Genomic DNA, 25745 nt, shown 5'->3' with positions numbered 1-25745 from the left:
AGGAAAAGTATGGCAATCACCTTATCACGCGGACGTTCCTTTGCCGTCGCGCTGGCCCTGCTGGCCACCGGCGGCCTGGCGCAGGCGGCCGACTCGGTACGCGTCGGCTCCAAGATCGATACCGAAGGTTCGCTGCTCGGCAACATCATCGTGCAGGTGCTGGAAGCCAACGGCATCAAGACCACCAACAAGCTGCAGCTCGGCACCACCAAGGTGTTGCGCGGCGCCATCACCTCCGGCGAGATCGACATTTACCCGGAGTACACCGGCAACGGCGCGTTTTTCTTCTCCGATGAGAAAGATCCGGCATGGAAGAACGCCCAGGCCGGTTTCGAGAAGGTGAAGCAGCTCGACTACGACAAAAACAAAATCGTCTGGTTGGACGCGGCGCCGGCCAACAATACCTGGACTATCGCCATTCGGCAGGACGTGGCGGACGCCAACCATCTCAAAACGCTGGCGGATCTCGGCAAGTGGATCAACGGCGGCGGCAAGTTCAAGCTGGCGGCCTCGGCGGAGTTTATCGAGCGGCCGGATGCGCTGCCGGCGTTCCAGAACGCCTACGGTTTCAAGCTGAATCAGGATCAACTGCTGTCTCTGGCCGGCGGCGACACGGCGGTGACCATCAAGGCCGCAGCGGAGCAGACCTCCGGCGTCAACGCGGCGATGGCCTACGGCACCGATGGCCCGGTGGCGGCGCTGGGGCTGCAGACGCTGGCGGACCCGAAAGGCGTACAGCCCATCTACGCGCCGGCGCCGATCGTGCGCGAAGCGGCGCTGAAAGCGCACGCCAATCTGCCTGAACTGCTGAAACCGGTGTTCGCCTCGCTGGATGGGCCGACGCTGCAAAAGCTCAACGCGCAGATCGCCGTGGAAGGCCAGGACGCCAAACAGGTGGCGGCCGCTTACCTGAAAGAGAAAGGATTTGTTAAGGGATAACGCCGAGGTGCCCCCTCTTGTTACGGGAGAGGGGGAAAACCGATGGCGCCGGAGAGTTTCTTTGACTATTGCCGTAAAACATCGCGTGTTGTTAACGCTGTTCGTGTTGTTGCTGCTGGCCGCCTTCGGCCTGCCGTTCCTCAGTTATGCCCCCAATCGTCTGCTGTCGGGTAAAAGCCTGTCTTTATTCTCCCTGCTGCACGGCCCGGCGCTGTGGCTGCTGTTGCCGCTGGCGGCGTTGGCGATCCTCAGCCTGTTGCCGCCGACGCGGGGGCGTGCGCTGTTGACGGCGCTGGCCGCCTGCGGGGTGCTGACGCTGGTCTTTTGGATCGGCGGACAGGCCGCCGAACGCCTGGCGCAGGAGGGATCGCGCCTGGCACGCACCTCTTGGGGCAGCGGTGCCTGGCTGACGATGGCGCTGAGCCTGCTGATCGCCGCCGACGCCATGACGCGCCTCACCGCGTCGCACCTGCGGCGGATGCTCGGCAACGCGCTGGTGCTGGTGCCGCCGGCGCTGCTGCTGTTCGGCCATCAGCTCGATCAGCTGTCGCTGCTGAAGGAGTACCACAATCGGCAGGAGGTGTTTGACGCCGCGCTGCTGCAGCACCTGACCATTCTGCTGGCGACGATGGCGCCGGCGCTGGCGATCGGCGTGCCGCTCGGGGTGCTGTGTTTTCGCTCCGAGCGCTGGCAGCGGCCGATCTTCTCCGCGCTGAACATTATCCAGACCGTGCCTTCCATCGCGCTGTTCGGCCTGCTGATCGCGCCGCTGGCGGGGCTGGCGGCGGCAGTGCCCTGGCTGGCGGAACACGGCGTCAGCGGTATCGGCATGGCGCCGGCGATCGTGGCGCTGGTGCTGTACGCGCTGTTGCCGCTGGTGCGCAGCGTGGTGGCGGGGCTGCAAAGCGTGCCGGCCGGCGTGATTGAGTCCGCTACCGGCATGGGGCTGACGCGCGGGCAGATCTTCCTGCGCGTGCAACTGCCGTTGGCGCTGCCGCTGTTCCTGACCGGTGTGCGTATTCTGGCGGTGCAAACCGTCGGCATGGCGGTGGTGGCGGCGCTGATCGGCGCCGGCGGCTTTGGCGCCATCGTGTTTCAGGGGCTGCTCAGCAGCGCGCTGGATCTGGTTCTGCTGGGGGTGATCCCGGTGGTCATGATGGCGGTCATCGTCGATTCGCTGTTTAAATTTTGGGTTTCAATCCTGGACGTATCGCGCCGATGATTCACTTTGAGCAAGTCAGCAAAATTTTTCAGGGCAAGCCGGCGGTGGACGATCTCACGCTGCACATCGCCGAGGGCGAATTCACCGTGTTGATCGGCACCTCGGGTTCCGGCAAGTCCACGACATTAAAAATGATCAACCGCCTGATCGAACACGATCGGGGCAAGATTCTCTTTGCCGGCGAAGAGATCCAGTCGTTTAAACCGCAGGATCTGCGGCGGCGCATGGGTTATGCGATCCAATCGATCGGCCTGTTTCCACATTGGACGGTGGAGGAGAACATCGCCACCGTGCCGCAGCTGCTGAAATGGCCGCGCGCGCGCATTCGCGATCGGGTTACCGAGTTGCTGGAGCTGCTGCACCTGGAACCGGATCTGTTTCGTCGCCGCTACCCGCACCAGCTTTCCGGCGGGCAGCAGCAGCGGGTTGGCGTGGCGCGCGCGCTCGCCGCCGATCCCGAGGTGTTGTTGATGGACGAACCGTTCGGCGCGTTGGATCCGGTCACCCGCACGGCGCTGCAGGCGGAGATCGCCCGCATTCATCAGATCTCGGGCCGCACCATTGTGCTGGTGACGCACGACATCGACGAGGCGTTGGGCCTGGCGGATCGCCTGGTACTGCTCGATCAGGGGCGGGTGGTGCAACAGGGCACGCCGCTGACGCTGTTGACCGCCCCGGCCAACGACTTCGTGCGTGACTTCTTCGGGCGCAGCGATCGCGGCATCAAGCTGCTGTCGCTGGGGACGGTGGCGGAGCGGGTGCGGCCCGGTGTTGCCGGGGGCGAACCGATCGCCGCCGCCATGAGCCTGCGCGAGGCGCTGTCGGTGTTCGTGGCGCGCGGCAGCGACTGCCTGCCGGTGGTGGATGAACGGGGCGAAGCGTTGGGGGTTCTGCACTTCCACGATCTGATCGCCGGGCAGGCGCTGTCATGAGCGGGCGTCTCTGGCGCCTGCTGCGCGATCCGCTGCCCTGGACGCTGGCGCTGCTGTTGGCGCTGGTGTTCGGCATGGATCATCTGCGCGGCCTGTTCGCCGCCTGGTTCCCCGATCTGGACCGGCCCATTTATCAGCAGGACAGCTTTATCGCGCTGGTGGGGGCGCACCTGTCGTTGGTGGCGATCTCCAGCCTGATTGCGGTGGCTCTCGGCGTGGCGGCGGGCGTCGCCGTGACCCGACGTGGCGGCCGGGAGTTTCGTTCGCTGCTGGAAACGGTGGTGGCGGTGGGGCAGACCTTCCCGCCGGTGGCGGTGTTGGCGGTGGCGGTGCCGGTGATGGGGTTCAGCGAGCAGCCGGCGATCATCGCGCTGGTGCTGTACGGCTTGCTGCCGATCCTGCAGGGCACGCTGGCGGGCATCGAATCGGTGCCGCCCGCCACGCGCGAGATCGCCCGCGGCGTGGGGATGAGCGCCTGGCAAATACTGTGGCGGGTTGAACTGCCGCTGGCGGCGCCGGTGATTGTCGCCGGGATCCGCACGTCGGTGATCATTAACATCGGCACGGCGGCCATCGCTTCCACCGTCGGTACCAAAACGCTCGGTTCGCCGATCATCATCGGCCTGACCGGGTTTAACACCGCCTATGTGATCCAGGGCGCGGCGGTTGTGGCGTTGTTGGCTATTATCACCGATATGCTGTTCGAACGTTGGGTGCGTTATCTCACCGCCTGGCGTCAGCAGACGCTGGCGGCCACTCCGGCGGGGTAAGGGGGAAATGATGCAGGTGTCTCTACCGATGTACGGCGTTGGCCGGGAGCAGGCCGACGCTTTCTGGCAGGTCTTGCGCGGCAAGCTGCTGCGGCTGGGGCTGCCGGCGGCGCCGGAACGGCTCAGCTGGCCGGACGATTTGGCGCGGCATTGGCGGCGCGAGGATCTCTTGCTCAGCCAAACCTGTGGTTATCCGTTGGTCAGCAGCCTGCCGCAGGTGCAGCTGATTGGAACCTATCATTATCGGGTGGAAGGGTGCGACGGGCCTAATTACCGCAGCTGGCTGGTGGTGCGCGCAGGCGACTCCGGGGAACGGCTGGCGGATTTTCGCGGCCGGACGGTGGCGTATAACAGCACCGATTCCCAGTCCGGCTACAACGGCTTGCGCGCGCTGATCGCACCGCTGGCGCAGGACGGGAAATTCTTCGGTGCGGCTATCGCCTCCGGGGCGCATTATCAGTCGCTGAAACTGATCCGCAGCGGGCAGGCGGATATCGCCGCCATCGATTCCATCAGCATGGAACTGCTGCGCCGCGCGCAGCCGCAGGCGCTGGAGGGGCTGAAAATCATCGGCCGCACGGCGGCGGTGCCGGGTTTGCCGCTGATCACCGCAGCCGGCACGCCGCCGGAACAGGTGGACATCCTGCGCGCCGGCGCCCGAGCGATGCTGGATGAGGCGGTCAGCGACCGCCTGCTAATCGGCGATTTCAGCCTGGTGCCGCGCTCGGCCTACCAGATTATCACCGTGCTGGAGCAGCAGGCCGCCGCACAGGGCGTAACAGCGCTCTAGCCGCCGTTACAGCAGGCCGCCGCCATCGATGTCGATCACGCTGCCGGTGACGAAACCGTTCTCCATCGCCAGCAGGTAACCCGCTGCGACGTCGGCCGTCTGGCCGATCCGGCCGACCGGTAGACTGACGCTCACGCGCTCGAACAGCGCCTGACGCTGCGCGGCGCCCATGCCGTCGTAGGCTTCGGTGGCGGTGATGCCGGGGCTGACCACGTTCACCCGCCGCGGCGCCAGTTCCTTCGCCAGCTGTTTGCCGACCGCTTCCAGCGCGGCGTTGATGCCGGTTTTGATCAACTGACCGCCGAGGTATTTGCGCGACAGCTGGCCGGAGGTCAGGGTGATGGAGCCCTGCGGTGCCAGCGTCGGCAGCGCGGCCTGCACCGCGCGCAAGCTGCCCCAGAATTTGACGTTGAAGTCGGCCTGCGCCTGCTCAAAATCAGTCTCCGCCAGCGGTTTCGCCTGCACCAGCGGCCCGGCGGTGATCACCAGATGGTCGAAAGCGCCGACGGCGGCAAACAGCGCATGCAGCGACGCTTCATCGGTCAGATCGGCCTGCATCAGATGCAGCGCGTCGTTTTTCTCCCCGGCGTGGGGAAGGCGGCGCGAAGCCAGCACCACTTCAGCGCCGCGCGCCGCCGCTGCGTAGGCCACCGCGGCGCCAATGCCGCTGGTGCCGCCCAGGATCACCAGCTTTTGTCGTTTCAGGGGGGAGTCAGGAATCGTCATGTTAAGGCCTCTTTTTAGGTAAGTTTCAACGGGATCTATCTTTCCTGATTGAAAATGAGGAAAAAAGCCCGCCTAATAGCAAACACTTGTAAATTAATATTAATAATTGATTGGGCTAAAAAGAGGGGGAGCAGATGACCTCATTTGTCGATCTCGAGGTGTTTGTCCGCACGGTGGACGGTGGCAGTTTTTCCGCCGCGGCGCGCGCGCTGGACATGACGCCGGCGGCGGCCAGCATTGCGGTGAAAAGGCTGGAGCAGCAGTTGGGCGCGCGGCTGCTGGTGCGTTCCACCCGCAGCCTGAGGTTAACGGAGGAGGGGGCTCGCTATCTCGACAGCGCGCGCCTGGCGCTGGGCGCGTTAGCCGAAGGAGAGCAGGCGATCCGCGAGAAGCATCAGGGGCTGTCCGGGGTGCTGCAGATTTCCGCGCCGTCGGATTTTGGCCGCAATTTGCTGCTCTGCTGGCTGGATGAGTTCCGCCTGCAGCATCCGCATATTCAGCTGCAGCTTCTGATCAACGATCGGCAGGCCGACCTGTTCCGCGAACCGGTGGACGTGGCGTTGCGCTTCGGGCCGCTGGCCGACTCTTCGCTGGTGGCGCTGCCGATCTTGCCGCAGCATCGGCGGTTGATCTGCGCCAGCCCGGATTACCTGCGGCGTCACGGCGCGCCGCAAACGCCGGCCGATCTGGCCCGGCACAGCATTCTGGTGTATCAGCCCAGCGGCAAACGGCAGGTGGAATGGCGGCTGTGGCGCGGTGAGGAGGGGGTCGAAGTGCCGCTGAACGGCAGCTATTTTACCGATGACGGCGAGGTGGCGCGGCGCTGGGCGCTGGCGGGGCACGGCGTGGTGCGCAAGTCGGCGATCGACGTGGCGGCCGACATTCACGCCGGGCGGCTGGTGCAACTGTTGCCGGAATGGCGCAGCGACGCGGTGCCGATCAATCTGGTCTGCCCGCATCGTTCGCAGGTGTCGGAGCGCGTCAGGCAACTGCAGCGCTTTTTACAGCAGCGCTGCCAGCGCTGGATGGACGATCACTTGGCCTGAAGGGTTTCGGTTTGCGCCGGCGTAGCGGCGGTATCACCGGCAGGCGCGCTTTCTTCGTGCGGGGTGGTGGAACGGGTGTAGATGTTCAGCCCGGCGAGGAATACGCCGCCCAGAGAACCGAAGGCGCACAGGGCGATGACGATGACGAACGCTTTTTTCAGCATAGGAATAATTTCGCAGGTTGCTTGGAACAGCGGGAATTATAGCCCCTTCGCCGGGTGAAACAAGAATCGTTTTTAACGGCGGCCCGCAGACCGCCCTTTGTGATCATCGCCGTTCGCAGTCGATGGCCTGTACGTTGGCCGGGCGGGCGAACAGGTATTTTCCCAGCGTCACCAGCACCACCGCCGCCACGATGATCACCAGCGCCAGCCACTCGCGCGGCGCCAGCGATTCACCGGCAAAACCGATGCCGAGCAGCACCGCCACCACCGGGTTGACGTAGGCATAGCTGGTGGCGACCGCCGGGCGCACGTTCTTCAACAAGAACATATAGGCGCTGATCGCCAGCATCGAACCGAAGACGATCAGATAGCCCAGCGCCAGAAAGCCGGCGGTGCTCGGCATCTGAACGAGGCGCTCGCCGCTCAGCTGGCTGGCTGCCAATAACACCACGCCGGCGACCAGCATCTCCGCCGCGCCGGCCATCGGCCCGGCCGGCAGCGAGATGCGCGATCCCAACACCGATCCGAAGGCCCAGCTGGCCGACGCCAGCAAAATCAGCAGCGCGCCGGTCGGATTGCCCACCAGGTTGTTGCCGGTATTAAGCAGCACGATGCCCACCAACCCGAGCGCGATGCCGGCCCATTCCAGCTTGGTGTTGCGCATGCCCCACAGCAGGCTGAAGCAGAGGGTGAACAGCGGCACCGTCGCCACCATCACCGCGGCAATGCCGGAGGGCACATGTTGGTGTTCCGCCACCGTCACCAGGCCGTTGCCCACCGCCAGCAGCAGAATGCCGATGGCGCCGGCGGCCAGCCACTGCTTCGGCGTCGGCAGCGCGTGGCCGCGCCAGGCCAGGAAACTGAACAGCACGATGCCGGCTAGCAGAAAGCGAATCCCGGCCATCATCAGCGGCGGCCACTGTTCGACGCCCAGACGAATGACGAAATAGGTGGAACCCCAAACGATATATAACGTGAACAACGCCCCGATCAACGGCAGGACGCTACGGCTTTGTTGGCTAAGCATAGGATTGTATTTTGCGGGAATGATTATTATTAGAACGCTCAGTAAACCCGATCGGGCAACCGATAAGCAATGGCCTGCGGCATTATTTTTCCGGCGGCCGAAAGCCGTTCAATGGCCTTGCTGTTTCCACTGCAGCCAACTGACGGCCGGCAGATAAATCGACCAGCCGATGGCCAGCAGCAGCAGCATGAACTCCGGCGGCACGCCGGGCAGCAGGGCGTCCAGTTTCCAGGAGACGGCGTAGGCGAAAGGGCCGAGGGCGGCGCCCAATACCGCCAGCGGCCAGGGCGCCGCTCTGACCACGTCCAACAGCCAATACCACCAGCAGCCGAAGCCGATCCACAGCGCGATGGTCCAGAGCGGCAGGCCGTGTTGCCCGCTGTAATGCAGCACGCCGCTGTAGCTCCACAGACCATCCATGCCGATGCCGCCCAAGGCGGCCAGGGCGGCGCCCTTGCGGCGGGCGGCGGGGGTAAAGATCAGCGCCAGCGCCGCACCGGCCAGCAGTATGCCGTTGAGCCGATCGCGAGTCAGCAGCGCCAGCAGCCAGCAGACGCCCAGCCCCAGCGTCGCCAGCCAGAATCCGGCATGCGGCTTCTTCATCGTTCAACTCCCGTGGGGTTACTCTGCCGCCGCGCGCGCAGCGCGCCGACGGAGGTGTCAGAACGGGCGCGGGGCCCGTTGTTTGCCTGAATATTCGATAATTCAACCTTAGAAGGGAAGGTGCGGGGTGCACAAGCAGAATAATCTGTACCGGTTGAAAACGCGGGCAAAAACCGGTGTTACAAGAGAGAAATCCGGTAGGCGCAGCGGCGTGAGCCGGCCAGAATGTGTTCGGCGCGCTCCACCTGCGCCTGCAGCACTTCGGTGAAGATGCTCAGCTCAGCGCGGCAGAAGCCCTGGCAGACGGTGGCGGCGGCGCAGATCGGGCAGTGGTTTTCCACCAGCAGATAGGCGCCGTCTTCCTCCTGACGCCATTCGGCCATATACCCTTCGCGGCAGCGGATCTCGGTGAGGCGCGCCACGCGTTCGCGCAGATCGGTGGCGCCGATCATCGCCTGCTTGTAGTTGATGCGGTTTTCCTGCTCACGGGTCTCGATCAGCAGGTCGATCGCCTGTTCACCCAGTTTGTCACGCACGGTGCGCAGCAGCTGCACCGTCAGATCCGCATGGGTGTCAGGAAAGCGTGCGTTACCGGCGGCAGTCAAATGCCACAGCTGCACCGGGCGGCCCACGCCGCGCGTTTCCGCTACCGCTTCGACCAGCCCCTCTTTCGCCAGCTTGACGAACTGCTGCCGGGCCGCTTCACCGGTGGTGCCGAGCACTTTTCCTGCGTCTGAGGCTTGCTGCGGGCCGCGGGTCTTCAATAGCGTCAGCAAGCGGTCACTGACCGATTGTGCGGTGCTGCCGCCATTTTCCAAGTTTATTCTTGACATATTTCTCCGCCTCGCCCTAACTTATTCCAAGATAACCCTTGTTAAATTTAACGCAATCTCATGACCAACTCAATGCCATTCCTCTGAAAACAGGACAACAACCGTGATAACCCATGATGATAGCCGCTGGAGTGACCTTTTCTCCGGCAAAAATGCGGCCAGTGCGATCGCGCTCTCGCTTGGCGTGGCGCTGCATGCCATCAATATTCTGGTCGCCACCACCATTCTGCCCTCGGTGGTGCAGGATATCGGCGGTCTGGATCTCTATGCCTGGAACACCACCCTGTTCGTGGTGGCGTCGATCCTCGGCTCCGCGCTGTCGGCCCGCTTGCTCAGTGGCTACGGCGCGCGCAGCGCCTATCTGGTCGCTTCGCTGTTCTTCCTCGCCGGGGCGGCGCTGTGCGCGCTGGCGCCGAGCATGCCGGTGATGCTGATCGGCCGCACGGTGCAGGGGTTCGGCGGCGGGCTGATCTTTGCGCTCTCCTACGCGATGATCAATCTGGTGTTCGAGCAGCGATTGTGGCCGCGCGCCATGGCGCTTATCTCGGCGATGTGGGGCATCGCCACGCTGGTCGGCCCGGCGGTAGGCGGCATTTTTGCCGAGTTGCACGCCTGGCGTTGGGCTTTCGGCATTCTGCTGCCGATCATGGCGCTGTACGCCGCGTTTACCTTCCTCATCCTGCCCAAGGGCCAGACGCAGCAGGCGGCCGCGCCGCTGCCGACCGCGCAGCTGCTGTTGCTGACCGTGGCGGTGCTGGTGGTATCCGCCGGCAGCCTGGCGCACAGCGTCTGGATCAACCTGGCGGGCATCGCGCTTTCGCTGGCGCTGATGGCCTGGCTGATGAAGCGCGAGGCGCGCGCGCGCGCGCGCCTGTTGCCGCACGGCGCGCTGCGGCGCGGCTCATCGCTGGCGGCGCTCTATATTACGGTGTCGTTGCTAGTGATCGGCATGACCAGCGAAATCTTCGTGCCCTATTTCCTGCAGTTGCTGCACGGCCAGTCGCCGCTGATCTCCGGCTATATCGCCGCGACCATGGCCGCCGGCTGGACGTTGTCCGAAATCCTCAGCTCCGGCTGGCGCGGGGCGGGCATTCGCCGGGCGATCGTCAGCGGGCCGCTGTTCGTGCTGGTGGGCCTGCTGGCGCTGGCGATCCTGATGCCGACGCCCTCCGGCGGTCACTGGCAGGCGCTGACCCCGATCGTCATCGCGTTGTCGCTGGTGGGTTTCGGCATCGGCTTCGGCTGGCCGCATCTGCTGACGCGCATTTTGCAGGTGGCGCCTGAAGCGGACAAAGACATCGCCGGCGCCTCGATCACCACGGTGCAGCTGTTCGCCACCGCATTCGGCGCGGCGCTGGCGGGGATGACCGCCAACCTGGCGGGGCTGAACGATCCGGGCGGCGCGGCGGGCGCGACATCGGCGGCGCGTTGGCTGTTCCTGGCGTTCGCGCTGGCGCCGCTGCTGGCGGTATTCAGCGCCTGGCGCTGCGCCGCGATCGCGCCGCCGGCCGCCGAGACGGGCAATTTTGTACCCAACCCGTCCTCGCGCGAGTGCTAGAACGCTTCTCCTCATTCGGCGATGTTTGCGGTGATCCTGGCGTTATTCCTGCGCGACATTGTTAAAATCCGCTTGCTATATCTCTAATTTGAGATTATTTCTCTTATATGGGATTTTCAAGCGGAGTGTGAGCGATGGATAACGGTCTGGACAATGCCGACCTGAGGTTGGCGCAGCGGCTGGCGGATTTGCGCCGGCAACGGGCGTGGTCGCTGGAGGAGCTGGCGCAGTGCACCGATCTTAGCCGGGCGACGCTCTCGCGGGTGGAGCGCGCCGAGACCAGCCCGACGGCGTCGTTGCTGAACCGGCTGTGCGCCGCCTATGGGTTGACCATGTCGCGCCTGCTGAGCGAGATCGAAGACGAGCCGCCGGAGCTGTTGCGGCCGCAGCAGCAACCGGTGTGGGTCGATCGCGCCAGCGGTTTTCACCGTCGCTCCGTTTCTCCCCCTGCTGCGTTGTATAAGGCCGAATTTATCGAAGCCCGGCTCGATGCCGGCGCGCAGATCGATTACGACCTGCCGTCGATTCCGGCGCTGGAGCACCATCTCTGGCTGCTGTCCGGGCAGCTGGAGTTGACGCTGGAAGGGCGCGTTTTCCGGTTATCATCCGGCGACTGCCTGCGCTACCGCCTGTTCGGCGCCTCCCGTTTCCATGTCCCCGGCGATGAGCCGGCCCATTACACCCTCGTTATTTGCAGGCCATAGCCATGATCGAATTGCAACAGTGGGACGCCGGCGCGGCGCAAAGCGCCATTGCCGAATTGGCCGAAATGCTGCACGCCAGCGTGGCGCACGGCGCCAGCATCGGTTTTGTCATGCCCTTTACGCTGACGCAGGCGCAGGCGTTTTGGCAGGGGTTGCTGCCGGCCATCGCGCGGGGAGAGCGTGCGATGCTGGTGGCGCTCGCGAACGGCCGGCCGGTCGGCACCGTGCAGCTGTTACTGGCGATGCCGGACAACGGCCGCCACCGGGCGGAAGTGGTCAAGCTGATGGTGCACCCGCAGGCTCGGCGGCAGGGCGTCGCCCGGCTGCTGATGCAGGAAGTGCAGGCGCTGGCGGCGCGTCATCAGCGCAGCCTGTTGGTGCTGGATACCCTGAGCGGCAGCGCGGCGCAGGAGCTGTACCGTCAATTGGGGTTCGAGTCGGCGGGCGATATCCCGCAATACGCCCGCGCCAGCGACGGCGGGGCGTTGGAGGCCACCTGCTATATGTATAAACTGCTGTGAGGGTTAGCGCCCGCGCCAGGCGTTGATCGCCTGCTGGCGAACCTGCAGCTTTTGCTGCGGCGTCAGCTTGTTGTAGTCGCGGGCCAGGCCGCTTTCCCAATCGCCGTACATCGGGTTGGGCAGCACGATGAATTCGGTGCCGAACTTAGCCTGGTTGTCGCTGACGAACGCCCGGCGCTGCGCATTATCCTGGTGATAAGTCGCGGCGCCGAAGTCGTTCAGGTTGTCGCCCGCGTACACCACGATGTCATAACCGGCTTGTTTGATGGCGTCGAAGCGCGCCTGCTTATTGGCGGTGTCGGTGCTGAGCAGCACGGTTTTTTCCGACAGGCCGGTGAAACCGAGCTTCTGCATGTTGGCCACCGTGGCGGCGTAGTCGCTCTGTTTGCGGTTCGATACGTAGAACATCGTCCCCTGATGGCCGTTGACGTAGCGGGCGAACGCCACTGCGCCCGGCACTGCGGCGGCCTGTTCGGCCTGCGTCCATTTGGCCCAAGTCGCGCCGTCGTACGGTCGGCCTTGCTGCGCCTGCCAGCCGGAGTAGGCGCTGTTATCCAGCATGGTTTCATCCAGATCGACCACCACCGCCTTTTTACGGCCTGGCGCGGCCCTGGCCTGATCGAAGGCGCGCTGCGCGCTGTTGAACGCCTGATGCGCCAGCGCCTGGTATTCGCCGGACTGTTGGAACCAGTTGACCGCCAGCACCGATTGATCCGCCAGCCGCTGCTGGGCCTGCGCATCGGTGTGCGGCGGCTGCGCGCAACCGGTCAAGGTCAGCAGCGCGACGCCCATCGCCGCGCCGAGGGTGAGTGTGCGTACCTGTTTTCCTGCCATTGTTATCTCTCTTTTTTATTGTGGGCTGTCCAGCAGCATATCCATCTCGAACTGACGCAGGGGATCCTGCCGCCAGCCAAGATGCGTAAAGAAGGGGGCGGCCACCTCGGGCACAAAGACGTTGGCGGTCAGCGGCAAAGGGGCGAACTGCGCTTGCAGCGCGGCCAGCAAGGCGCGGGCATGCCCCTGGCCGCGGTGCTGCGGCGGCACGTAGATCAGACGCAGCCAGCAATGCTCGGCACCGGGCATCACCACGGCGTAAACCTGACGATTGAGCGTATAGGCTTGCGGTTTGCCCGGCAGCTTGAACAACGATTCAGGGGCGATCAGCCAGGGCAGGTCGGTGGCGCCTTCCGCCGTCAGGCGATGGCTGACGGTCAGCGGGTCGACCGCCTGCAGCACCGCCTTGCCTGGCGGCACGGCCGCCGGCGCCTGATGGCCGGTCAGGGTGCGCACGATACGCAGCCCGGCGCGGTGGTACAGCGCCAGCGCGGCGTCGTTGCCTTCGATCACTTCCAGCGACAGCCGATGGTCGCCGCGCTGACGGGCATCCGCCACCACGCGCTGCATCAGCGCCTTGCCCAGCCCCTGGCCGCGCATCTCCGGGCGCACGGAAAAGGCCGCCACCCGGCTGTGCCGGCCGCGGCGAGCGATCAGCACCACCGCCACCGGTTCATTGCGATGGGTGACGATCAGGCTGTCGTTCAGGCTGAGATCTTCGGCGCCGAAGCGGGCGGCGAAGGTCGGCCCGTCGAGGACGAAACGCACGATGTAGTTTTCAAAACAGTGGTTGAGGATGTTCGCCAGTTCGTCGCTGCTGTAGCGCACGGCGTTGTGATAGTTAAACCGACCGTCGTTATGCATGGCTGATTCCGCTCGGAGGAAAGCTATACATGTAGACCCGTTTGTTTGGCAAGGCAAGCGGGGGCATTCGCCGGCGGGGAAAATAAAAACAAAAAAGCCGGACGCAGCCGCCCGGCGAAATAAAACTCTGGGTATCAAGTGACGCTAAAGTTTGCAGTGGTGGTTATTCATTCATCACATCAGAACTGATAGGTCAGGGCGACGGCAATCACGTTGTCGTCTTTCAGACCCAGCTTGTTATTGCTGTCGAGCTGGTTGATTTTATAATCCACATAGGTCGACATGTTCTTGTTGAAATAGTAGTACGCGCCGACGTCGATATATTTCACCAGGTCGGCATCGCCGATGCCTTCAATATCTTTGCCCTTCTGCTGAACGTAGCCCAGCGATGGACGCAGACCGAAGTCGAACTGATATTGCGCAACCAGTTCCAGGCCTTCGGCTTTATTGGCGAAGCCGCTGACGGAAGTGGAGCGGTTATTGATGGTGGCGGTGCCGGAAATTGGCGCGATGTTGCGGCTTTCCGAGTAGGTCGCGGCCAGGTAGACATCGTTGTTGTCATACTTCAGACCGGCGGCCCAGATATCGGCCTTGTCGCCTTTACCGAAGGTGCCCGCTTTCTGACTGGCGGTGCGGTTGGAAGAGGCATAGGCGGCGCCCACGCTCAGGCCGTCGATGATTTCATAGCTGGAGGAAAGACCCCAGCCGTCGCCGTTCGCCTTGCTGGCGGAGCGGCTGTCGTTTTCGTTCTTGCCCTGATACTGGACGGCGAATTTCAGGCCGTCGACCAGACCGAAGAAGTTGTTGTTACGGTAGGTAGCGACGCCGTTGGTGCGGCCGTTCATGAAGTTGTCGGTTTTGACGTACGCGTCGTCGCCGAATTCAGGCAGCATATCCGTCCAGGCGCCGACGTCGTAAATAATGCCGTAATTGCGACCGTAGTCGAAAGAACCGAGGTCTTTATATTTCAGGCCGGCGAAGCCCAGACGCGTTTTAGTGTCTTTGGTGCCGTCGGATTCAGAATGGTTAGCGGCGATCTGATATTCCCACTGGCCGTAACCGGTCAGCATGTCATTAATCTGGGTGGCGCCTTTAAAGCCGATACGGACGTAGGTTTTATCGCCATCGTTGCCGGCATCATCGGAGAAATAATGCAGGGCTTTCACACGACCGTAAAAATCGAGTTTGTTGCCGTCTTTATTGTAGATTTCTGCTGCCTGTGCCGCTTGCGCAAGTAAAAGTGCCGGAATAATAACGGCCAGAAGATTACGTTTCATGGGTTACCCTGCTTTATTCGATTAAAAGACGCTATCATCAGTTGCATTGCTGCTTTACTGTGCCGTCCGGTTGTTGGCGGCGGAGAATTTTTACCGTAGTAATGTGATCTATTTATGACAAAAAATTCATTTTCATGTCGAACGATTAAAAAAGTCGCGCAAAGGGTGAATTTTTTCTGCAACCGACGGTCGGCGGCTGGTCTACAGTTACCGATAGCCTGATCGGTTTCCGGAGGAATCATGCACGATACTTATACATTGTTCGGTACGCAGGGGTGTGGCTCGACCATCGTGGCCGCCGCGTTGGTGCTGACCGCGTTCCCCTGGGGCTACGAGGAAGTGGATTACACTCAGGACGGCCCGGAGCGGGATCGCCTGTTGGCGTTGAACCCGCTCGGCCAGGTCCCCACTCTGGTGCTGCCTGATGACGAAGTGATGACGGAGAGCGCGGCGATTATCCTGCTGCTGCACGATCGCGCGCCGCACGCTGAATTGGCGCCGCCCGGCGGCTCGCCGCTGTTGCCGCGCTTTTTACGCTGGCTGTTGTTCATCAACGCGGAGATTTATCCCACTTTCACCTACGCCGACCATCCGCAGCGCTGGCAGCCGAAAACGGAAGGGGCGGAACAGCTGAAAAACGCAGTGATGAGCTATCGCGAGCGTTTATTGCGGCAGTTGAACGCCGCCGCCGGCGCCGCCGGCCCGTGGTTTCTCGGCAAGAGCTTCAGCGCGCTGGATCTGTACGTGGCGGTGATGTGCAACTGGCGGCCGGGGCGCGCGTGGTTCCGGCAACACTGCCCGCGGCTTTACGCCATCGCCGCACGGGTGGAGCAGCGGCCGGAGCTGAATGCGCTGCTGAGCGCCCATTTCGACGGCGTTGCGCCGCTGGAATCGTGACATCTCCCCGCCGTCGGCGGGGAACCCTCCCGTTTTTCTGAACCGAGACTGCCGAAAATCCCGATTTTCACTCGCCTCGTCGGCGGGTAGCGTAAGGCTATCCGCAACTGACAGGAGAGTGTGATGCCATCAGAATCCCGGGCCGGACAACAGGCGTTCGGCGATATCGCCCCCAAGCTGGCGCAGCTCAGCGACAGCGTGTTGTTTGACGATGTCTGGCAGCGGCCAGAGCTGAGCCCGCGCGAGCGCAGCCTGATCACCGTCGCCGCGCTGGTGGCGCTCAACCGCCTGGAGCAACTGCCGTTTCATCTGCAGCTGGCGCAGCGCAACGGCGTCGATCGCCCGCAATTGGTGGAGCTCATCACCCACCTGGCGTTTTACGCCGGCTGGCCCGCGGCGGCGTCGGCCGTGGCGCGCTTGCGCGAGCTTGAACCGGAGGCGCCCCATGCCGTTTAGCCGCATCTCCCTGCATCAGGGCAAATCCGCCGACTATCTGCAAACCTTGTCCGACAGCCTGCATCAGGCGCTGGTAGAGGCGTTCGAGGTGCCGCCGGCGGACAAATTTCAGGTGATCGATCAATACCGCCCCGGTGAGCTTATCTACGATCGCGACTATCTCGGCGGGCCGCGCAGTGCGGATTTCGTGCTGTTCTACATCACCGCCGGGCGGCCGCGCGACAGCGACACCAAGCGGCGTTTTTACCGGCGGTTGGCGACGCTGCTGGCGGAAAACCTGCGGCTGAACCCCGAGGATGTGATGGTGGTGATCGCCACCACCCGGTTGGACGAATGGTCGTTCGGCGCCGGGCGCGCCTCGATGATCGATCCGCAGACGTAACTCGGGCTGACGCCGCCGGCGGTCTGTGGGACAATAGCGCCATCATTTCGTTTAGATAAGAGTTGAATGGCGCTCTCCTCCGCAGTTAAAGATCAGATTGGCCAGTGGTACAAAGCCCTGCAGCAGCAAATACCGGATTTCATTTCCCGCGCGCCCCAGCGTCAGATGATCGCCGAGGTGGCGAAGACGCTGGCCGGCGACTACCCGCGCCATCTGGCGATTGAGGCGCCGACCGGCGTCGGCAAAACGCTGTCTTACCTGATACCGGGCATCGCCGTCGGGCGGGCGGAGAGCAAACCGCTGGTGGTCAGCACCGCCAACGTGGCGCTGCAGGATCAGATCTACAGCAAGGATTTGCCGCTGCTGAAGAAGATTATTCCCGATCTGAAATTTACCGGTGCCTTTGGCCGCGGGCGTTACGTCTGCCCGCGCAACCTGGCGGCGATGAGCACCGACGTTAGCCAACAGGGCGATCTGACGCTGTTTCTCGACGACGAGCTGGCACCGTCCAGCGGTGAAGAGCAGGCGCTGTGTCAGAAGCTGACCAAGGCGCTGGCCCGCTTTGAGTGGGACGGGCTGCGCGATCACTATCAGCAGAGCATCGACGATCCGCTGTGGGCCAAGCTGAGCACCGACAAGGCCAACTGTCTGGGGCGCAACTGTCACTACATTCGCGAATGCCCGTTCTATATCGCCCGCAAAGAGATCGAGAGCGCCGACGTGGTGGTGGCCAACCACGCGCTGGTGATGGCGGCGCTGGAGACGGAATCGGTGCTGCCGAACCCGAAAGAGCTGCTGCTGGTGCTGGACGAAGGCCACCATTTGCCGGAGGTGGCGCGCGACGCGCTGGAGATCGACGGGGAAATCACCGCGCTGTCGACCAACCTGCAGCTGGACATGATCGTGCGCCAGGTCGAGCAGTGCATGACGCAGTACCGGCCGAAGAATCCGCCGGGGCTGGCCAACAGCGAACGGCTGAAAAACCATTGCGAGGAGCTGCGCGAGCTGGTGCAGATCTTCGAGCATCAGGTCAGCGCCTATCTGCCCGGCGATAGCGTGGCGGCCGAGCACCGTTTTGAAATGGGCGAGCTGCCCGCGGAGATGGTGGAGAGCTGCGCACGGCTGTTCAAACTGACCGATGCGCTGCGCGGGCTGGCGGAGTTCGTGCTTAACGATCTGACCGAACAGACCGGCAAGCACGACATCATGCGTCTGCACCGCTCGATCATTCAGATGAGCCGCACGCTGGGCTATCTGGAGGCGATGAGCAAGCTGTGGCGGCTGGCGGCGCTCGACAAGTCGTCCAACGCGCCGATCTCCAAATGGGTCACGCGCGAACTGCGCGATAACGTCACCCATCTGTATTTGCACTGCGTCGGCATTCGCGTCAGCGATCAGCTGGAAAAGCTGCTGTGGCGCAAGGTGCCGCACGTGGTGGTCACCTCGGCCACGCTGCGTTCACTGAACAGCTTCGCGCGTTTGCAAGAGATGAGCGGGCTGAGCGAGAAGGCCGGCGATCGCTTCGAAACGCTCTCATCGCCGTTCAATCACGTCGAACAGGGCAAGATTGTCATTCCGCAGATGCGCTATGAACCGGCGCTAGCCAACGAGGCGGAGCACCTTGAGGAAATGGCGCGGTTTTTCCGCGCCGAGCAGGCGAGCGGCAAGCACAAAGGCATGCTGATCCTGTTCAGCAGCCACCGGGCGATGCAGACTTTCCTCAGCTACGTGACCGATCTGCGGCTGATGCTGCTGGTGCAGGGCGACCAGCCGCGCTACCGGCTGGTGGAAGAGCACCGCAAGCGGGTGGAGAAGGGCGTCGCCAGCGTGCTGGTGGGGCTGCAATCGTTCGCCGAAGGGCTGGATCTGAAAGGCGAACTGCTGACCCAGGTGCATATTCACAAAATCGCGTTCCCGCCGATCGACAGCCCGGTGATCATCACCGAAGGCGAGTGGCTGAAATCGCTGAAGCGTTATCCGTTCGAAGTGCAGAGCCTGCCGAGCGCCTCGTTCAACCTGATCCAGCAGGTCGGCCGCCTGATCCGCAGCAACCAATGTTATGGCGAGATCGTGATCTACGATCGCCGGCTGTTGACCAAAAACTACGGTTCGCGGCTGTTGGCGTCGTTGCCGGTGTTCCCGATTGAGCAGCGCGCGGTGCCGGAGGCCGACAAGGCGCATCTGGCGGCGCTGAAATCCGCCGCCGACGCGACTAAAAAAGAGAAGAAGCGCGGCAACCCGTTCGCCCGCAAACGGCGGCGTTGATCAGAGCAGCGGCGGCAGGCGGCGCTTGACCGGCGTGGTTTTCACGATCGAGGTGTTGCTCTGCGCGTGCTCGGCCAGCCGATCCAGGGTGTGGTCGAGCTGTTCCATCGAGTGCGCCACCAGCCGCACGATAAAGCAGTCTTCACCGGTCACCTTATCGCATTCGACCACTTCCGGGATCGCCTGAATCAGCTGTTCGACCTTCTTCAGCATGCCCGGCAGCGGCTTGATGCGCACCAGCGACTGAAAGGCGTAACCCACCGCCTGCAGATTGACGTTCAGGGTATAGCCCTGGATCACGCCGCTTTCCTCCAGCCGCCGCAGTCTTTCCGACGTGCTCGGCGACGACAGGCCCACCTGCGCGCTCAGCGTTTTCAACGATGCGCGCGCATCTTCCGCCAGAATGGTCAGGATTTGGCGATCGATATCATCCATAACGCCTCCGTTAGGTGTTTTCTTGATTGTAGCTGCGAGAAAAAGGCAGTTAAGCATATCTGCCTTTTTTATGCTATGGAAAGCCGCCCTGCGAAGCCGCAAGCTATGTCTCTGGGCAAGCTTTGAGGAACGCAGAATGAATACAGAGATAAAATGCGGCTCGCTGGAGATGGCGGCGGCGATGCTGATTTCCGGCTCCATCGGCTGGTTTGTGCTGATGTCCGGCCAGCCGGTGGTCAACGTGGTGTTTTGGCGCTGCGCGGTGGGGGCGCTGGTGCTGCTGGCGGTGTGCGGCGCGCTGGGCCAGCTGCGCCGCGATGCGCTGACGCGCGCCACGCTGCTGCTGGCGATCGCCGGCGGCGTCGCGCTGGTGATCAACTGGCTGCTGCTGTTCGCCGCCTATTCCTATGCCTCTATCTCCATCGCCACCGCGGTGTACAACACCCAGCCATTTATGCTGGTGGGGCTGGGGGCGCTGTTTTTGGGGGAACGGCTGACCGCCCGCAAGCTGCTGTGGCTGGGGCTGGCGTTCGGCGGCATGATGCTGGTGGTGCTGGCGCAGCCGCGGCAGGCGGGGGAGCAGAGCCATTATCTGGCGGGCATCGCGCTGGCGCTCGGCGCGGCTTTTTTTTACGCCCTGATGGCGCTGGCGGCCAAGCGGCTTAAAGGCACGCCGCCGCATCTTATTGCGCTGATTCAGGTGACGGTGGGGGCGGTGATGCTGCTGCCGCTGGTGGATTTTCATGCGTCGGCCAGCGTTGGCCAGTGGGGGATGCTGGCGACGCTCGGCGTGTTGCATACCGGCCTGATGTACGTGCTGATGTACGGCGCGTTGCAGAAGCTGCCGACCCACCTGATCGGCTCGCTGTCGTTCATCTACCCGATCGCCGCCATGCTGGTGGATCGCCTGGCGTTTGGCCATCGGCTGTCGGCATGGCAACTGCTGGGGACGGCGATCATCCTGCTGGCGGCGGCGGGCATGAACCTGCTGGGCGATCGGCGAGCGCGACTGCTGCCGGCCTCGGACGGCCGGCGCGCCGGCTGATGCTCAGTTCGGTTTTTTCAGCCGACGCCATAAAGTGGTGCGACTGATCCCGAGCAACCGGGCGGCGGCGGCGTGGTCGCCTCCACACCGCGCCAGGGCTTCGTGGGCGGAGACGGGCGCCGCCTGCGTCTCGGGCGGCGAGACCGTCGCCAGCTCCGGCAGCAGCCACTGCAGGGTCTCGCCGCTCGGCGCGACGCCGGTGCTCAGCATCAGCGCCACCCGCTCCATCATGTTGCGCAGCTCGCGCAGGTTGCCGGGCCAGGCGTAATGACCCAGCGCGGCGTAACACCCGGCCAGGGCGGCGCGCAGCGGCTCCGTCAGCGGCACGTCGAGCGCCGCCAGCGACTGTTTCAGAAAGTGTTCCGCCAGCATCGCGATATCGTCGCCGCGCGCCCGCAATGGCGGCAGCTGCAGCCGCAGGGCGCTCAGGCGGTAAAACAGATCGGCGCGAAAATCGCCCTGTTGAATCGCTTGCTCCAGGCGGGTGTGGGTGGCGCTGATAACGCGAAAATCGACCGCCACCGGCTGTTGCCCGCCGACCCGGGTGATGGTTTTCTCTTCCAGCGCCCGCAGCAGCCGGGTTTGCAGGTGCAGCGGCATTTCGCCGATCTCATCCAGAAACAGGGTGCCGCCGTTGGCGGTTTCCAGCAGCCCGCGTCGGCCGCCGCGCCGTGAACCGGTGAAGGCGCCTTCTTCATAGCCGAACAGCTCCGCCTCCAGCAGCGATTCGGCGATGGCGCCGCAGTTGATGGCGACGAACGGCGGCGTCGCGCCCCTGGACGGCGCGCCGCGCCGGGAAAAGTATTCGCGGTGGATCGCCTGCGCCGCCAGCTCTTTGCCGGTGCCGGTTTCGCCTTCGATCAACACCGCCGCCGGCGAGCGGGCGTACAGCATGATGGTGCGCCGGGTCTGCTCCATCTGCGGGGAGTCGCCCTGCAAATCGCCCAGCCCATAGCGTGGCTGCAGGGTATCGCGCGCGGCGTAATCGCCGCCGCGCTTGGCGCCGCCCAGCATCAGGCGCGTTACGTCCAGCGCATCGCTGAAAGCGGCGCGCAGGGTGGCGGCGGAATAGAGAAAAATGGCGGTGAGCCCGGCTTCTTCCGCCAGATCGCTGATGAGGCCTGCGCCGACCACGGCCTGAATACCGGCGGCTTTCAGCTCGGCGATCTGTCCGCGCGCGTCCTCTTCGGTGACGTAACTGCGCTGCTCCAGCGGCAGATCGAAGGTTTGCTGGAACTCCATCAGCGCGGGCAGGGGCGTTTTATAGGTGATGACGCCGATCCGGTCGGCGGTTCTGCGCGCCTGGCTCAGCGCCTGCAGCAGGTCGAAGCCGCCGGGCTTGACCAAAATGACCGGCACCGACAGGCGGCTTTTCAGGTAGGCACCGTTGGAGCCGGCGGCGATGATGGCGTCGCAAGGCTCAGTCGCCAGGCGATCGCGAATATGCTGCACCGCCTCTTCGAAGCCGAGACGGATCGGGGTGATGGTCGCCAGATGGTCGAACTCGAGACTGATATCTCGGAACAAATCGAACAGGCGGGTGATGGAGACGGTCCAGATCACCGGTTTGTCAGGCGTGCGGGACGGCGTGATGTGATCGCTCATGGTAGGTTACCGAATGAAAGTGGCTGCATTAGGTGTAGCCCGGTTTCAACCTTGTTTCAAATGAGCTGTGTGAAACATCGATTGAAACGTTAACTGAAACGTTTTTTATCCCTTAGCCTGGCGATAGGCGCAGCAGTTTTTGTAACATCTTTATTTTTATCGCTTTTAATTTTTTCCTCGCCAAAGTGCAACCTGGCCCGCCTCTTGCTATGTCTGTTTCATCTAGCTAATCGGAGAGAACGTCATGACGCTGCGCTCACCCGGGCTCGCCTTTCGTCAGGCCCTGAGTAAAGAGAAACCCCTGCAAATCGCCGGCGCGATCAACGCCAACCATGCCCTGCTGGCCCAGCAGGCGGGGTTCCAGGCCATCTATCTTTCCGGCGGCGGCGTGGCGGCCGGTTCGCTGGGGCTGCCGGACCTGGGCATTTCGACGCTGGACGATGTGTTGACCGATATTCGCCGCATCACCGATGTCTGCCCGCTGCCGCTGCTGGTGGATGTCGACAGCGGTTTCGGCGCATCGGCGTTCAACGTCGCCCGCACGGTGCGCTCGGTGAGCAAGGCCGGGGCGGCGGCGCTGCATATCGAAGATCAGGTCGGCGCCAAGCGCTGCGGCCATCGGCCCAATAAGGCCATCGTCTCCACCGAAGAGATGGTGGATCGCATCAAGGCGGCGGTAGATGCGCGCAGCGATCCGGACTTCGTGATCATGGCGCGCACCGATGCGCTGGCGGTGGAGGGGCTGGAGGCGGCCATCGAGCGCGCTCAGGCTTACGTGGCGGCCGGGGCCGACATGCTGTTTCCGGAGGCGATCACCGAGCTGGGCATGTACCGCCGCTTCGCCGAAGCGACGCAGGTGCCGATCCTCGCCAACATCACCGAATTCGGCGCGACGCCGCTGTTCACTACCGAGGAGCTGCGCAGCGCCCGGGTGGATATGGCGCTGTATCCGCTGTCGGCCTTCCGGGCGATGAATCGGGCGGCGGAGCGGGTGTACCGCGCCCTGCGCGAAGAGGGCACGCAGAAAAACGTCATCGACACCATGCAGACCCGCAACGAGCTGTATGAAAGCATCAACTACTATTTGTTCGAAGAGAAACTCGACGCTCTGTTCGCTCGCCAACGCGACGAATAAGCGCCATTCACGCAGAAGCCAAATGAGGACAGTATGAGCCAAGCGATCCCCCCGCAAAGCCCGACTGGCGTTAAGCCGAAAAAATCCGTGGCGTTATCCGGCGTGCCCGCCGGGAATACCGCGCTGTGTTCCGTAGGGCGCAGCGGCAACGATCTGCACTACCGCGGTTACGACATTCTCGACCTCGCGCGCCACTGCGAGTTTGAAGAGGTCGCCCATCTGCTTATCCACGGCAAGTTGCCCAACCGCGACGAACTTCATGCCTACAAGCAGCGGCTCAAGGCGCTGCGCGGCCTACCCGCCAGCGTGCGCACGGTGCTGGAGGCGCTGCCGGCGGCATCTCACCCGATGGACGTGATGCGCACCGGCGTTTCGGCCCTCGGCTGCACGCTGCCGGAAAAAGAGCAGCACGGCGCGGCCGGCGCGCGCGACATCGCCGACCGCCTGCTGGCGTCGTTGGGATCGATGCTGCTCTACTGGTATCACTACAGCCACAACGGCGAGCGCATTCAGCCGGAGACCGACGACGATTCCATCGGCGGCCACTTCCTGCACCTGCTGCACGGCGCAGCGCCTTCCGCCAGCTGGGAGCAGGCGATGCACGCGTCATTGATCCTGTACGCCGAGCATGAATTCAACGCCTCGACCTTCGCCGGCCGGGTGATCGCCGGCACCGGATCCGATGTCTATTCGGCGATCGTCGGCGCCATTGGCGCGCTGCGCGGGCCGAAGCACGGCGGCGCCAACGAGGTGTCGCTGGAGATCCAGCAACGCTATGAAACGCCGGACGAAGCGGAAGCCGACATTCGCCGCCGCATCGACAACAAAGAGGTGGTGATCGGCTTTGGGCACCCGGTGTATACCGTCTCCGATCCGCGCCATCAGGTGATCAAAGAGATCGCGCTGCGCCTGTCGCAGGAAGCGGGCGCGATGAAGCTGTATGACATCGCTGACCGGCTGGAAAGCGTGATGCGCGACACCAAAAACATGTTCCCCAACCTCGACTGGTTCTCGGCGGTGTCTTACCACCAGCTGGGGGTGCCCACCGAAATGTTCACGCCGCTGTTCGTCATGGCACGGGTGAGCGGCTGGTCGGCGCACATCATCGAGCAACGGCAGGACAACAAAATCATTCGCCCGTCCGCCAACTATACCGGGCCGGAAGCGCGAGCCTTCGTACCGCTGGATCAGCGCTGAGCGCCGATCGTTATCGTGTCGTTTTCACTCTGGAGCCTTTGGGAATCATGATGCTTGAGTCTGCCAACACCGGCCGTCCGCCGTTCGATCGCGAAATGGTCGATATCGTCGATTATGTGATGAAAGAGGCCGTCGATACCCCGGCGGCGTACCGCACCGCCCATTATTGCCTGCTCGATACCCTCGGCTGCGGGCTGGAGGCGCTGAGCTACCCGGCCTGCAAGAAACTGATGGGGCCGGTGGTGCCGGGCGCCGAGGTGCTGAACGGCAGCCGGGTGCCCGGCACCCGTTTCCAGCTGGATCCGGTGCAGGCGGCGTTCAATATCGGCGCCATGATCCGCTGGCTCGACTTTAACGACACCTGGCTGGCGGCGGAGTGGGGCCACCCGTCGGACAACCTGGGCGGGATCCTGGCGGTGGCCGATTGGCTCTCTCGCCAGGCGGTGGCGGCGGGCAAAGCGCCGCTAACCATGCGGCAGGTGCTGATCGCCATGATCAAGGCGCATGAGATCCAGGGCTGCCTGGCGCTGGAAAACGCCTTCAACCGGGTAGGGTTGGATCACGTGCTGCTGGTGAAGGTGGCGTCCACCGCGGTGGTGGCGCAGCTGCTCGGCCTGAGCCGCGAGGCGATCCTGAACGCGGTGTCGCTGGCGTGGGTGGACGGGCAGTCGCTGCGCACCTACCGCCACGCGCCTAACGCCGGCACCCGCAAATCCTGGGCGGCGGGGGATGCGACCGCCCGCGCGGTGAGGCTGGCGCTGATGGCCGCCACCGGTGAGATGGGCTATCCCTCGGCGCTCACGGCGCCGACCTGGGGATTCTACGACGTCTCGTTCAACGGCAAACCTTTCCGCTTCCAGCGGCCGTACGGCGCGTATGTGATGGAGAACGTGCTGTTTAAAATTTCGTTCCCGGCGGAGTTCCATGCCCAGACCGCCGTGGAGGCGGCCATGACGCTGCATCGTCAGATGCAGGCCGCCGGAAAAACCGCCGCCGACATCGCCGCAGTGAGCATCCGCACTCATGAGGCCTGCCTGCGCATTATCGACAAGCAGGGGCCGCTGGATAACCCGGCGGATCGCGATCACTGCATTCAGTATATGGTGGCGATCCCGCTGCTGTTCGGCCGGCTGACGGCGGCGGATTACGAGGACCGGGTGGCCGAAGATCCGCGCATCGACGCATTGCGTAGCAAGATCCGCTGCCATGAAGATCCCGCCTTCACGCGCGATTATCACGATCCGGAAAAACGCTCGATCGCCAATGCGCTGACGGTGGAGTTCGCCGACGGCAGCCGTTTGGATGAGGTGGCGGTGGAGTATCCTATCGGCCATGCGCGGCGGCGCGAAGAGGGCATCCCGCTGCTGATCGAGAAGTTCAAAATCAACCTGGCGCGCCAGTTCCCGGCCCTGCAGCAGCAGCGCATTCTCGAGGTGTCGCTGGATCGGCAGCGGCTGGCGCAGATGCCGGTCAACGAGTATCTCGATTTGTGGGTGATCTGATGTGAGCGGCGCTGAC

The 25745-nt window shown here is 63.6% G+C and carries 27 protein-coding genes; 17 read left to right on the top strand and 10 right to left on the bottom strand.

All coding sequences use genetic code 11. The features are described from left to right. Positions 1-9: 9 nt before the first annotated feature. The 5 genes from J9788_RS11380 (at position 10) to J9788_RS11360 (ending at position 4653) form a co-directional block, all read left to right on the top strand. Positions 10-939, top strand: coding sequence for an ABC transporter substrate-binding protein (locus J9788_RS11380; RefSeq protein WP_089196769.1), 930 nt, complete (start codon positions 10-12; stop codon positions 937-939). 61 nt (positions 940-1000) lie between these two features. After that, positions 1001-2161 (top strand): ABC transporter permease, encoded by a 1161-nt coding sequence (locus J9788_RS11375; protein WP_072628081.1) that lies wholly within the window; start codon positions 1001-1003, stop codon positions 2159-2161. Further along, positions 2158-3093: an ABC transporter ATP-binding protein gene (locus J9788_RS11370; RefSeq protein WP_046896906.1), complete on the top strand. Its 936-nt coding sequence runs from the start codon at positions 2158-2160 to the stop codon at positions 3091-3093. Before J9788_RS11375 ends, J9788_RS11370 begins: the two co-directional genes overlap by 4 nt. Further along, positions 3090-3863, top strand: a complete 774-nt coding sequence (locus J9788_RS11365; protein ID WP_046896907.1) for an ABC transporter permease — start codon at positions 3090-3092, stop codon at positions 3861-3863. Before J9788_RS11370 ends, J9788_RS11365 begins: the two co-directional genes overlap by 4 nt. 28 nt (positions 3864-3891) lie before the next feature. Further along, entirely contained in the window at positions 3892-4653 is a 762-nt protein-coding gene (locus J9788_RS11360; protein WP_182265125.1) for a phosphate/phosphite/phosphonate ABC transporter substrate-binding protein, read from the top strand. A 6-nt stretch (positions 4654-4659) separates the two neighbouring features. On the opposite strand, the gene J9788_RS11355 is transcribed toward J9788_RS11360, so the two are convergent. Next, the gene (locus tag J9788_RS11355) at positions 4660-5379 is read right to left on the bottom strand and encodes an SDR family oxidoreductase (RefSeq protein ID WP_182264897.1); all 720 of its coding nucleotides are present in this window, start codon (positions 5377-5379) and stop codon (positions 4660-4662) included. Positions 5380-5513: 134 nt separating this feature from the next. On the opposite strand from J9788_RS11355, the gene J9788_RS11350 reads away from it, so the two are divergent. After that, positions 5514-6425 (top strand): LysR family transcriptional regulator, encoded by a 912-nt coding sequence (locus J9788_RS11350; protein ID WP_033637627.1) that lies wholly within the window; start codon positions 5514-5516, stop codon positions 6423-6425. Here the strand turns inward: J9788_RS11350 and J9788_RS11345 are convergent. The 4 genes from J9788_RS11345 to J9788_RS11330 form a co-directional block, all read right to left on the bottom strand. Beyond that, positions 6413-6589: a hypothetical protein gene (locus tag J9788_RS11345; protein WP_004939348.1), complete on the bottom strand. Its 177-nt coding sequence runs from the start codon at positions 6587-6589 to the stop codon at positions 6413-6415. The genes J9788_RS11350 and J9788_RS11345 overlap by 13 nt on opposite strands. Positions 6590-6692: 103 nt before the next feature. Then, on the bottom strand, positions 6693-7616 hold the full coding sequence (yedA, locus tag J9788_RS11340; RefSeq protein ID WP_182264896.1) for a drug/metabolite exporter YedA: 924 nt from the start codon (positions 7614-7616) through the stop codon (positions 6693-6695). A 108-nt stretch (positions 7617-7724) separates the two neighbouring features. After that, positions 7725-8219: a DUF2878 domain-containing protein gene (locus J9788_RS11335; RefSeq protein WP_046896911.1), complete on the bottom strand. Its 495-nt coding sequence runs from the start codon at positions 8217-8219 to the stop codon at positions 7725-7727. A gap of 179 nt (positions 8220-8398) precedes the next feature. Next, positions 8399-9052, bottom strand: coding sequence for a metalloregulator ArsR/SmtB family transcription factor (locus J9788_RS11330; RefSeq protein ID WP_046896912.1), 654 nt, complete (start codon positions 9050-9052; stop codon positions 8399-8401). 103 nt (positions 9053-9155) lie between these two features. Between J9788_RS11330 and J9788_RS11325 the strand changes: the two genes are divergently transcribed. The 3 genes from J9788_RS11325 to J9788_RS11315 all read left to right on the top strand — a co-directional run bounded on the left by J9788_RS11325 (position 9156) and on the right by J9788_RS11315 (position 11835). After that, positions 9156-10610 (top strand): MFS transporter, encoded by a 1455-nt coding sequence (locus tag J9788_RS11325; RefSeq protein ID WP_182264895.1) that lies wholly within the window; start codon positions 9156-9158, stop codon positions 10608-10610. A gap of 134 nt (positions 10611-10744) precedes the next feature. Continuing rightward, positions 10745-11314 (top strand): helix-turn-helix domain-containing protein, encoded by a 570-nt coding sequence (locus tag J9788_RS11320; protein WP_182264894.1) that lies wholly within the window; start codon positions 10745-10747, stop codon positions 11312-11314. Positions 11315-11316: 2 nt separating this feature from the next. Continuing rightward, entirely contained in the window at positions 11317-11835 is a 519-nt protein-coding gene (locus J9788_RS11315; protein WP_182264893.1) for a GNAT family N-acetyltransferase, read from the top strand. Between the two features lie 3 nt (positions 11836-11838). On the opposite strand, the gene J9788_RS11310 is transcribed toward J9788_RS11315, so the two are convergent. From J9788_RS11310 to ompC, 3 genes are all read right to left on the bottom strand, one after another. Beyond that, a complete protein-coding gene (locus tag J9788_RS11310) occupies positions 11839-12669 on the bottom strand; it encodes a 5'-nucleotidase, lipoprotein e(P4) family (protein WP_182264892.1) in 831 nt (276 codons plus the stop codon). A 15-nt stretch (positions 12670-12684) separates the two neighbouring features. Next, positions 12685-13533 (bottom strand): GNAT family N-acetyltransferase, encoded by an 849-nt coding sequence (locus J9788_RS11305; protein WP_046896917.1) that lies wholly within the window; start codon positions 13531-13533, stop codon positions 12685-12687. Between the two features lie 179 nt (positions 13534-13712). Further along, positions 13713-14810, bottom strand: a complete 1098-nt coding sequence (gene ompC / locus J9788_RS11300) for a porin OmpC (RefSeq protein ID WP_046896918.1) — start codon at positions 14808-14810, stop codon at positions 13713-13715. 240 nt (positions 14811-15050) lie between these two features. Between ompC and J9788_RS11295 the strand changes: the two genes are divergently transcribed. From J9788_RS11295 to dinG, 4 genes are all read left to right on the top strand, one after another. Then, entirely contained in the window at positions 15051-15707 is a 657-nt protein-coding gene (locus J9788_RS11295; protein WP_182264891.1) for a glutathione S-transferase family protein, read from the top strand. A 123-nt stretch (positions 15708-15830) separates the two neighbouring features. After that, positions 15831-16163, top strand: coding sequence for a carboxymuconolactone decarboxylase family protein (locus tag J9788_RS11290; RefSeq protein ID WP_182264890.1), 333 nt, complete (start codon positions 15831-15833; stop codon positions 16161-16163). Then, on the top strand, positions 16153-16545 hold the full coding sequence (locus tag J9788_RS11285; RefSeq protein WP_046896921.1) for a tautomerase family protein: 393 nt from the start codon (positions 16153-16155) through the stop codon (positions 16543-16545). The genes J9788_RS11290 and J9788_RS11285 overlap by 11 nt, the downstream gene beginning before the upstream one ends. A 66-nt stretch (positions 16546-16611) precedes the next feature. After that, the gene (gene dinG, locus J9788_RS11280) at positions 16612-18810 is read left to right on the top strand and encodes an ATP-dependent DNA helicase DinG (protein ID WP_046896922.1); all 2199 of its coding nucleotides are present in this window, start codon (positions 16612-16614) and stop codon (positions 18808-18810) included. On the opposite strand, the gene J9788_RS11275 is transcribed toward dinG, so the two are convergent. Next, the gene (locus J9788_RS11275; RefSeq protein ID WP_042783967.1) at positions 18811-19245 is read right to left on the bottom strand and encodes an Lrp/AsnC family transcriptional regulator; all 435 of its coding nucleotides are present in this window, start codon (positions 19243-19245) and stop codon (positions 18811-18813) included. A 136-nt stretch (positions 19246-19381) separates the two neighbouring features. On the opposite strand from J9788_RS11275, the gene J9788_RS11270 reads away from it, so the two are divergent. Beyond that, positions 19382-20290 carry a DMT family transporter gene (locus J9788_RS11270; protein ID WP_046896923.1) on the top strand — a complete coding sequence of 303 codons (909 nt, stop codon included), beginning with the start codon at positions 19382-19384 and terminating at the stop codon, positions 20288-20290. 3 nt (positions 20291-20293) lie between these two features. On the opposite strand, the gene prpR is transcribed toward J9788_RS11270, so the two are convergent. Further along, complete coding sequence (gene prpR / locus J9788_RS11265; protein WP_182264889.1) at positions 20294-21895, bottom strand: propionate catabolism operon regulatory protein PrpR; 1602 nt, start codon at positions 21893-21895, stop codon at positions 20294-20296. 244 nt (positions 21896-22139) lie between these two features. Between prpR and prpB the strand changes: the two genes are divergently transcribed. Genes prpB through J9788_RS11250 form a run of 3 tightly spaced genes read left to right on the top strand, consistent with a single transcriptional unit; the run spans position 22140 to position 25729 of the window. Next, positions 22140-23030 carry a methylisocitrate lyase gene (prpB, locus tag J9788_RS11260; protein WP_182264888.1) on the top strand — a complete coding sequence of 297 codons (891 nt, stop codon included), beginning with the start codon at positions 22140-22142 and terminating at the stop codon, positions 23028-23030. 33 nt (positions 23031-23063) lie between these two features. Beyond that, positions 23064-24227 carry a 2-methylcitrate synthase gene (prpC, locus tag J9788_RS11255; protein ID WP_015377141.1) on the top strand — a complete coding sequence of 388 codons (1164 nt, stop codon included), beginning with the start codon at positions 23064-23066 and terminating at the stop codon, positions 24225-24227. Between the two features lie 50 nt (positions 24228-24277). Further along, positions 24278-25729, top strand: a complete 1452-nt coding sequence (locus tag J9788_RS11250; RefSeq protein WP_182265124.1) for a bifunctional 2-methylcitrate dehydratase/aconitate hydratase — start codon at positions 24278-24280, stop codon at positions 25727-25729. The last annotated feature ends 16 nt before the right edge of the window (positions 25730-25745 follow it).

Origin of the sequence: Serratia sp. X10, assembly GCF_017811775.1 — a bacterium.
Taxonomy (GTDB): Bacteria; Pseudomonadota; Gammaproteobacteria; order Enterobacterales; family Enterobacteriaceae; genus Serratia; species Serratia ureilytica.
The sequence above is the reverse complement of the archived record's forward strand: the minus strand, read 5'-3'. Positions and strand labels throughout refer to the sequence as shown.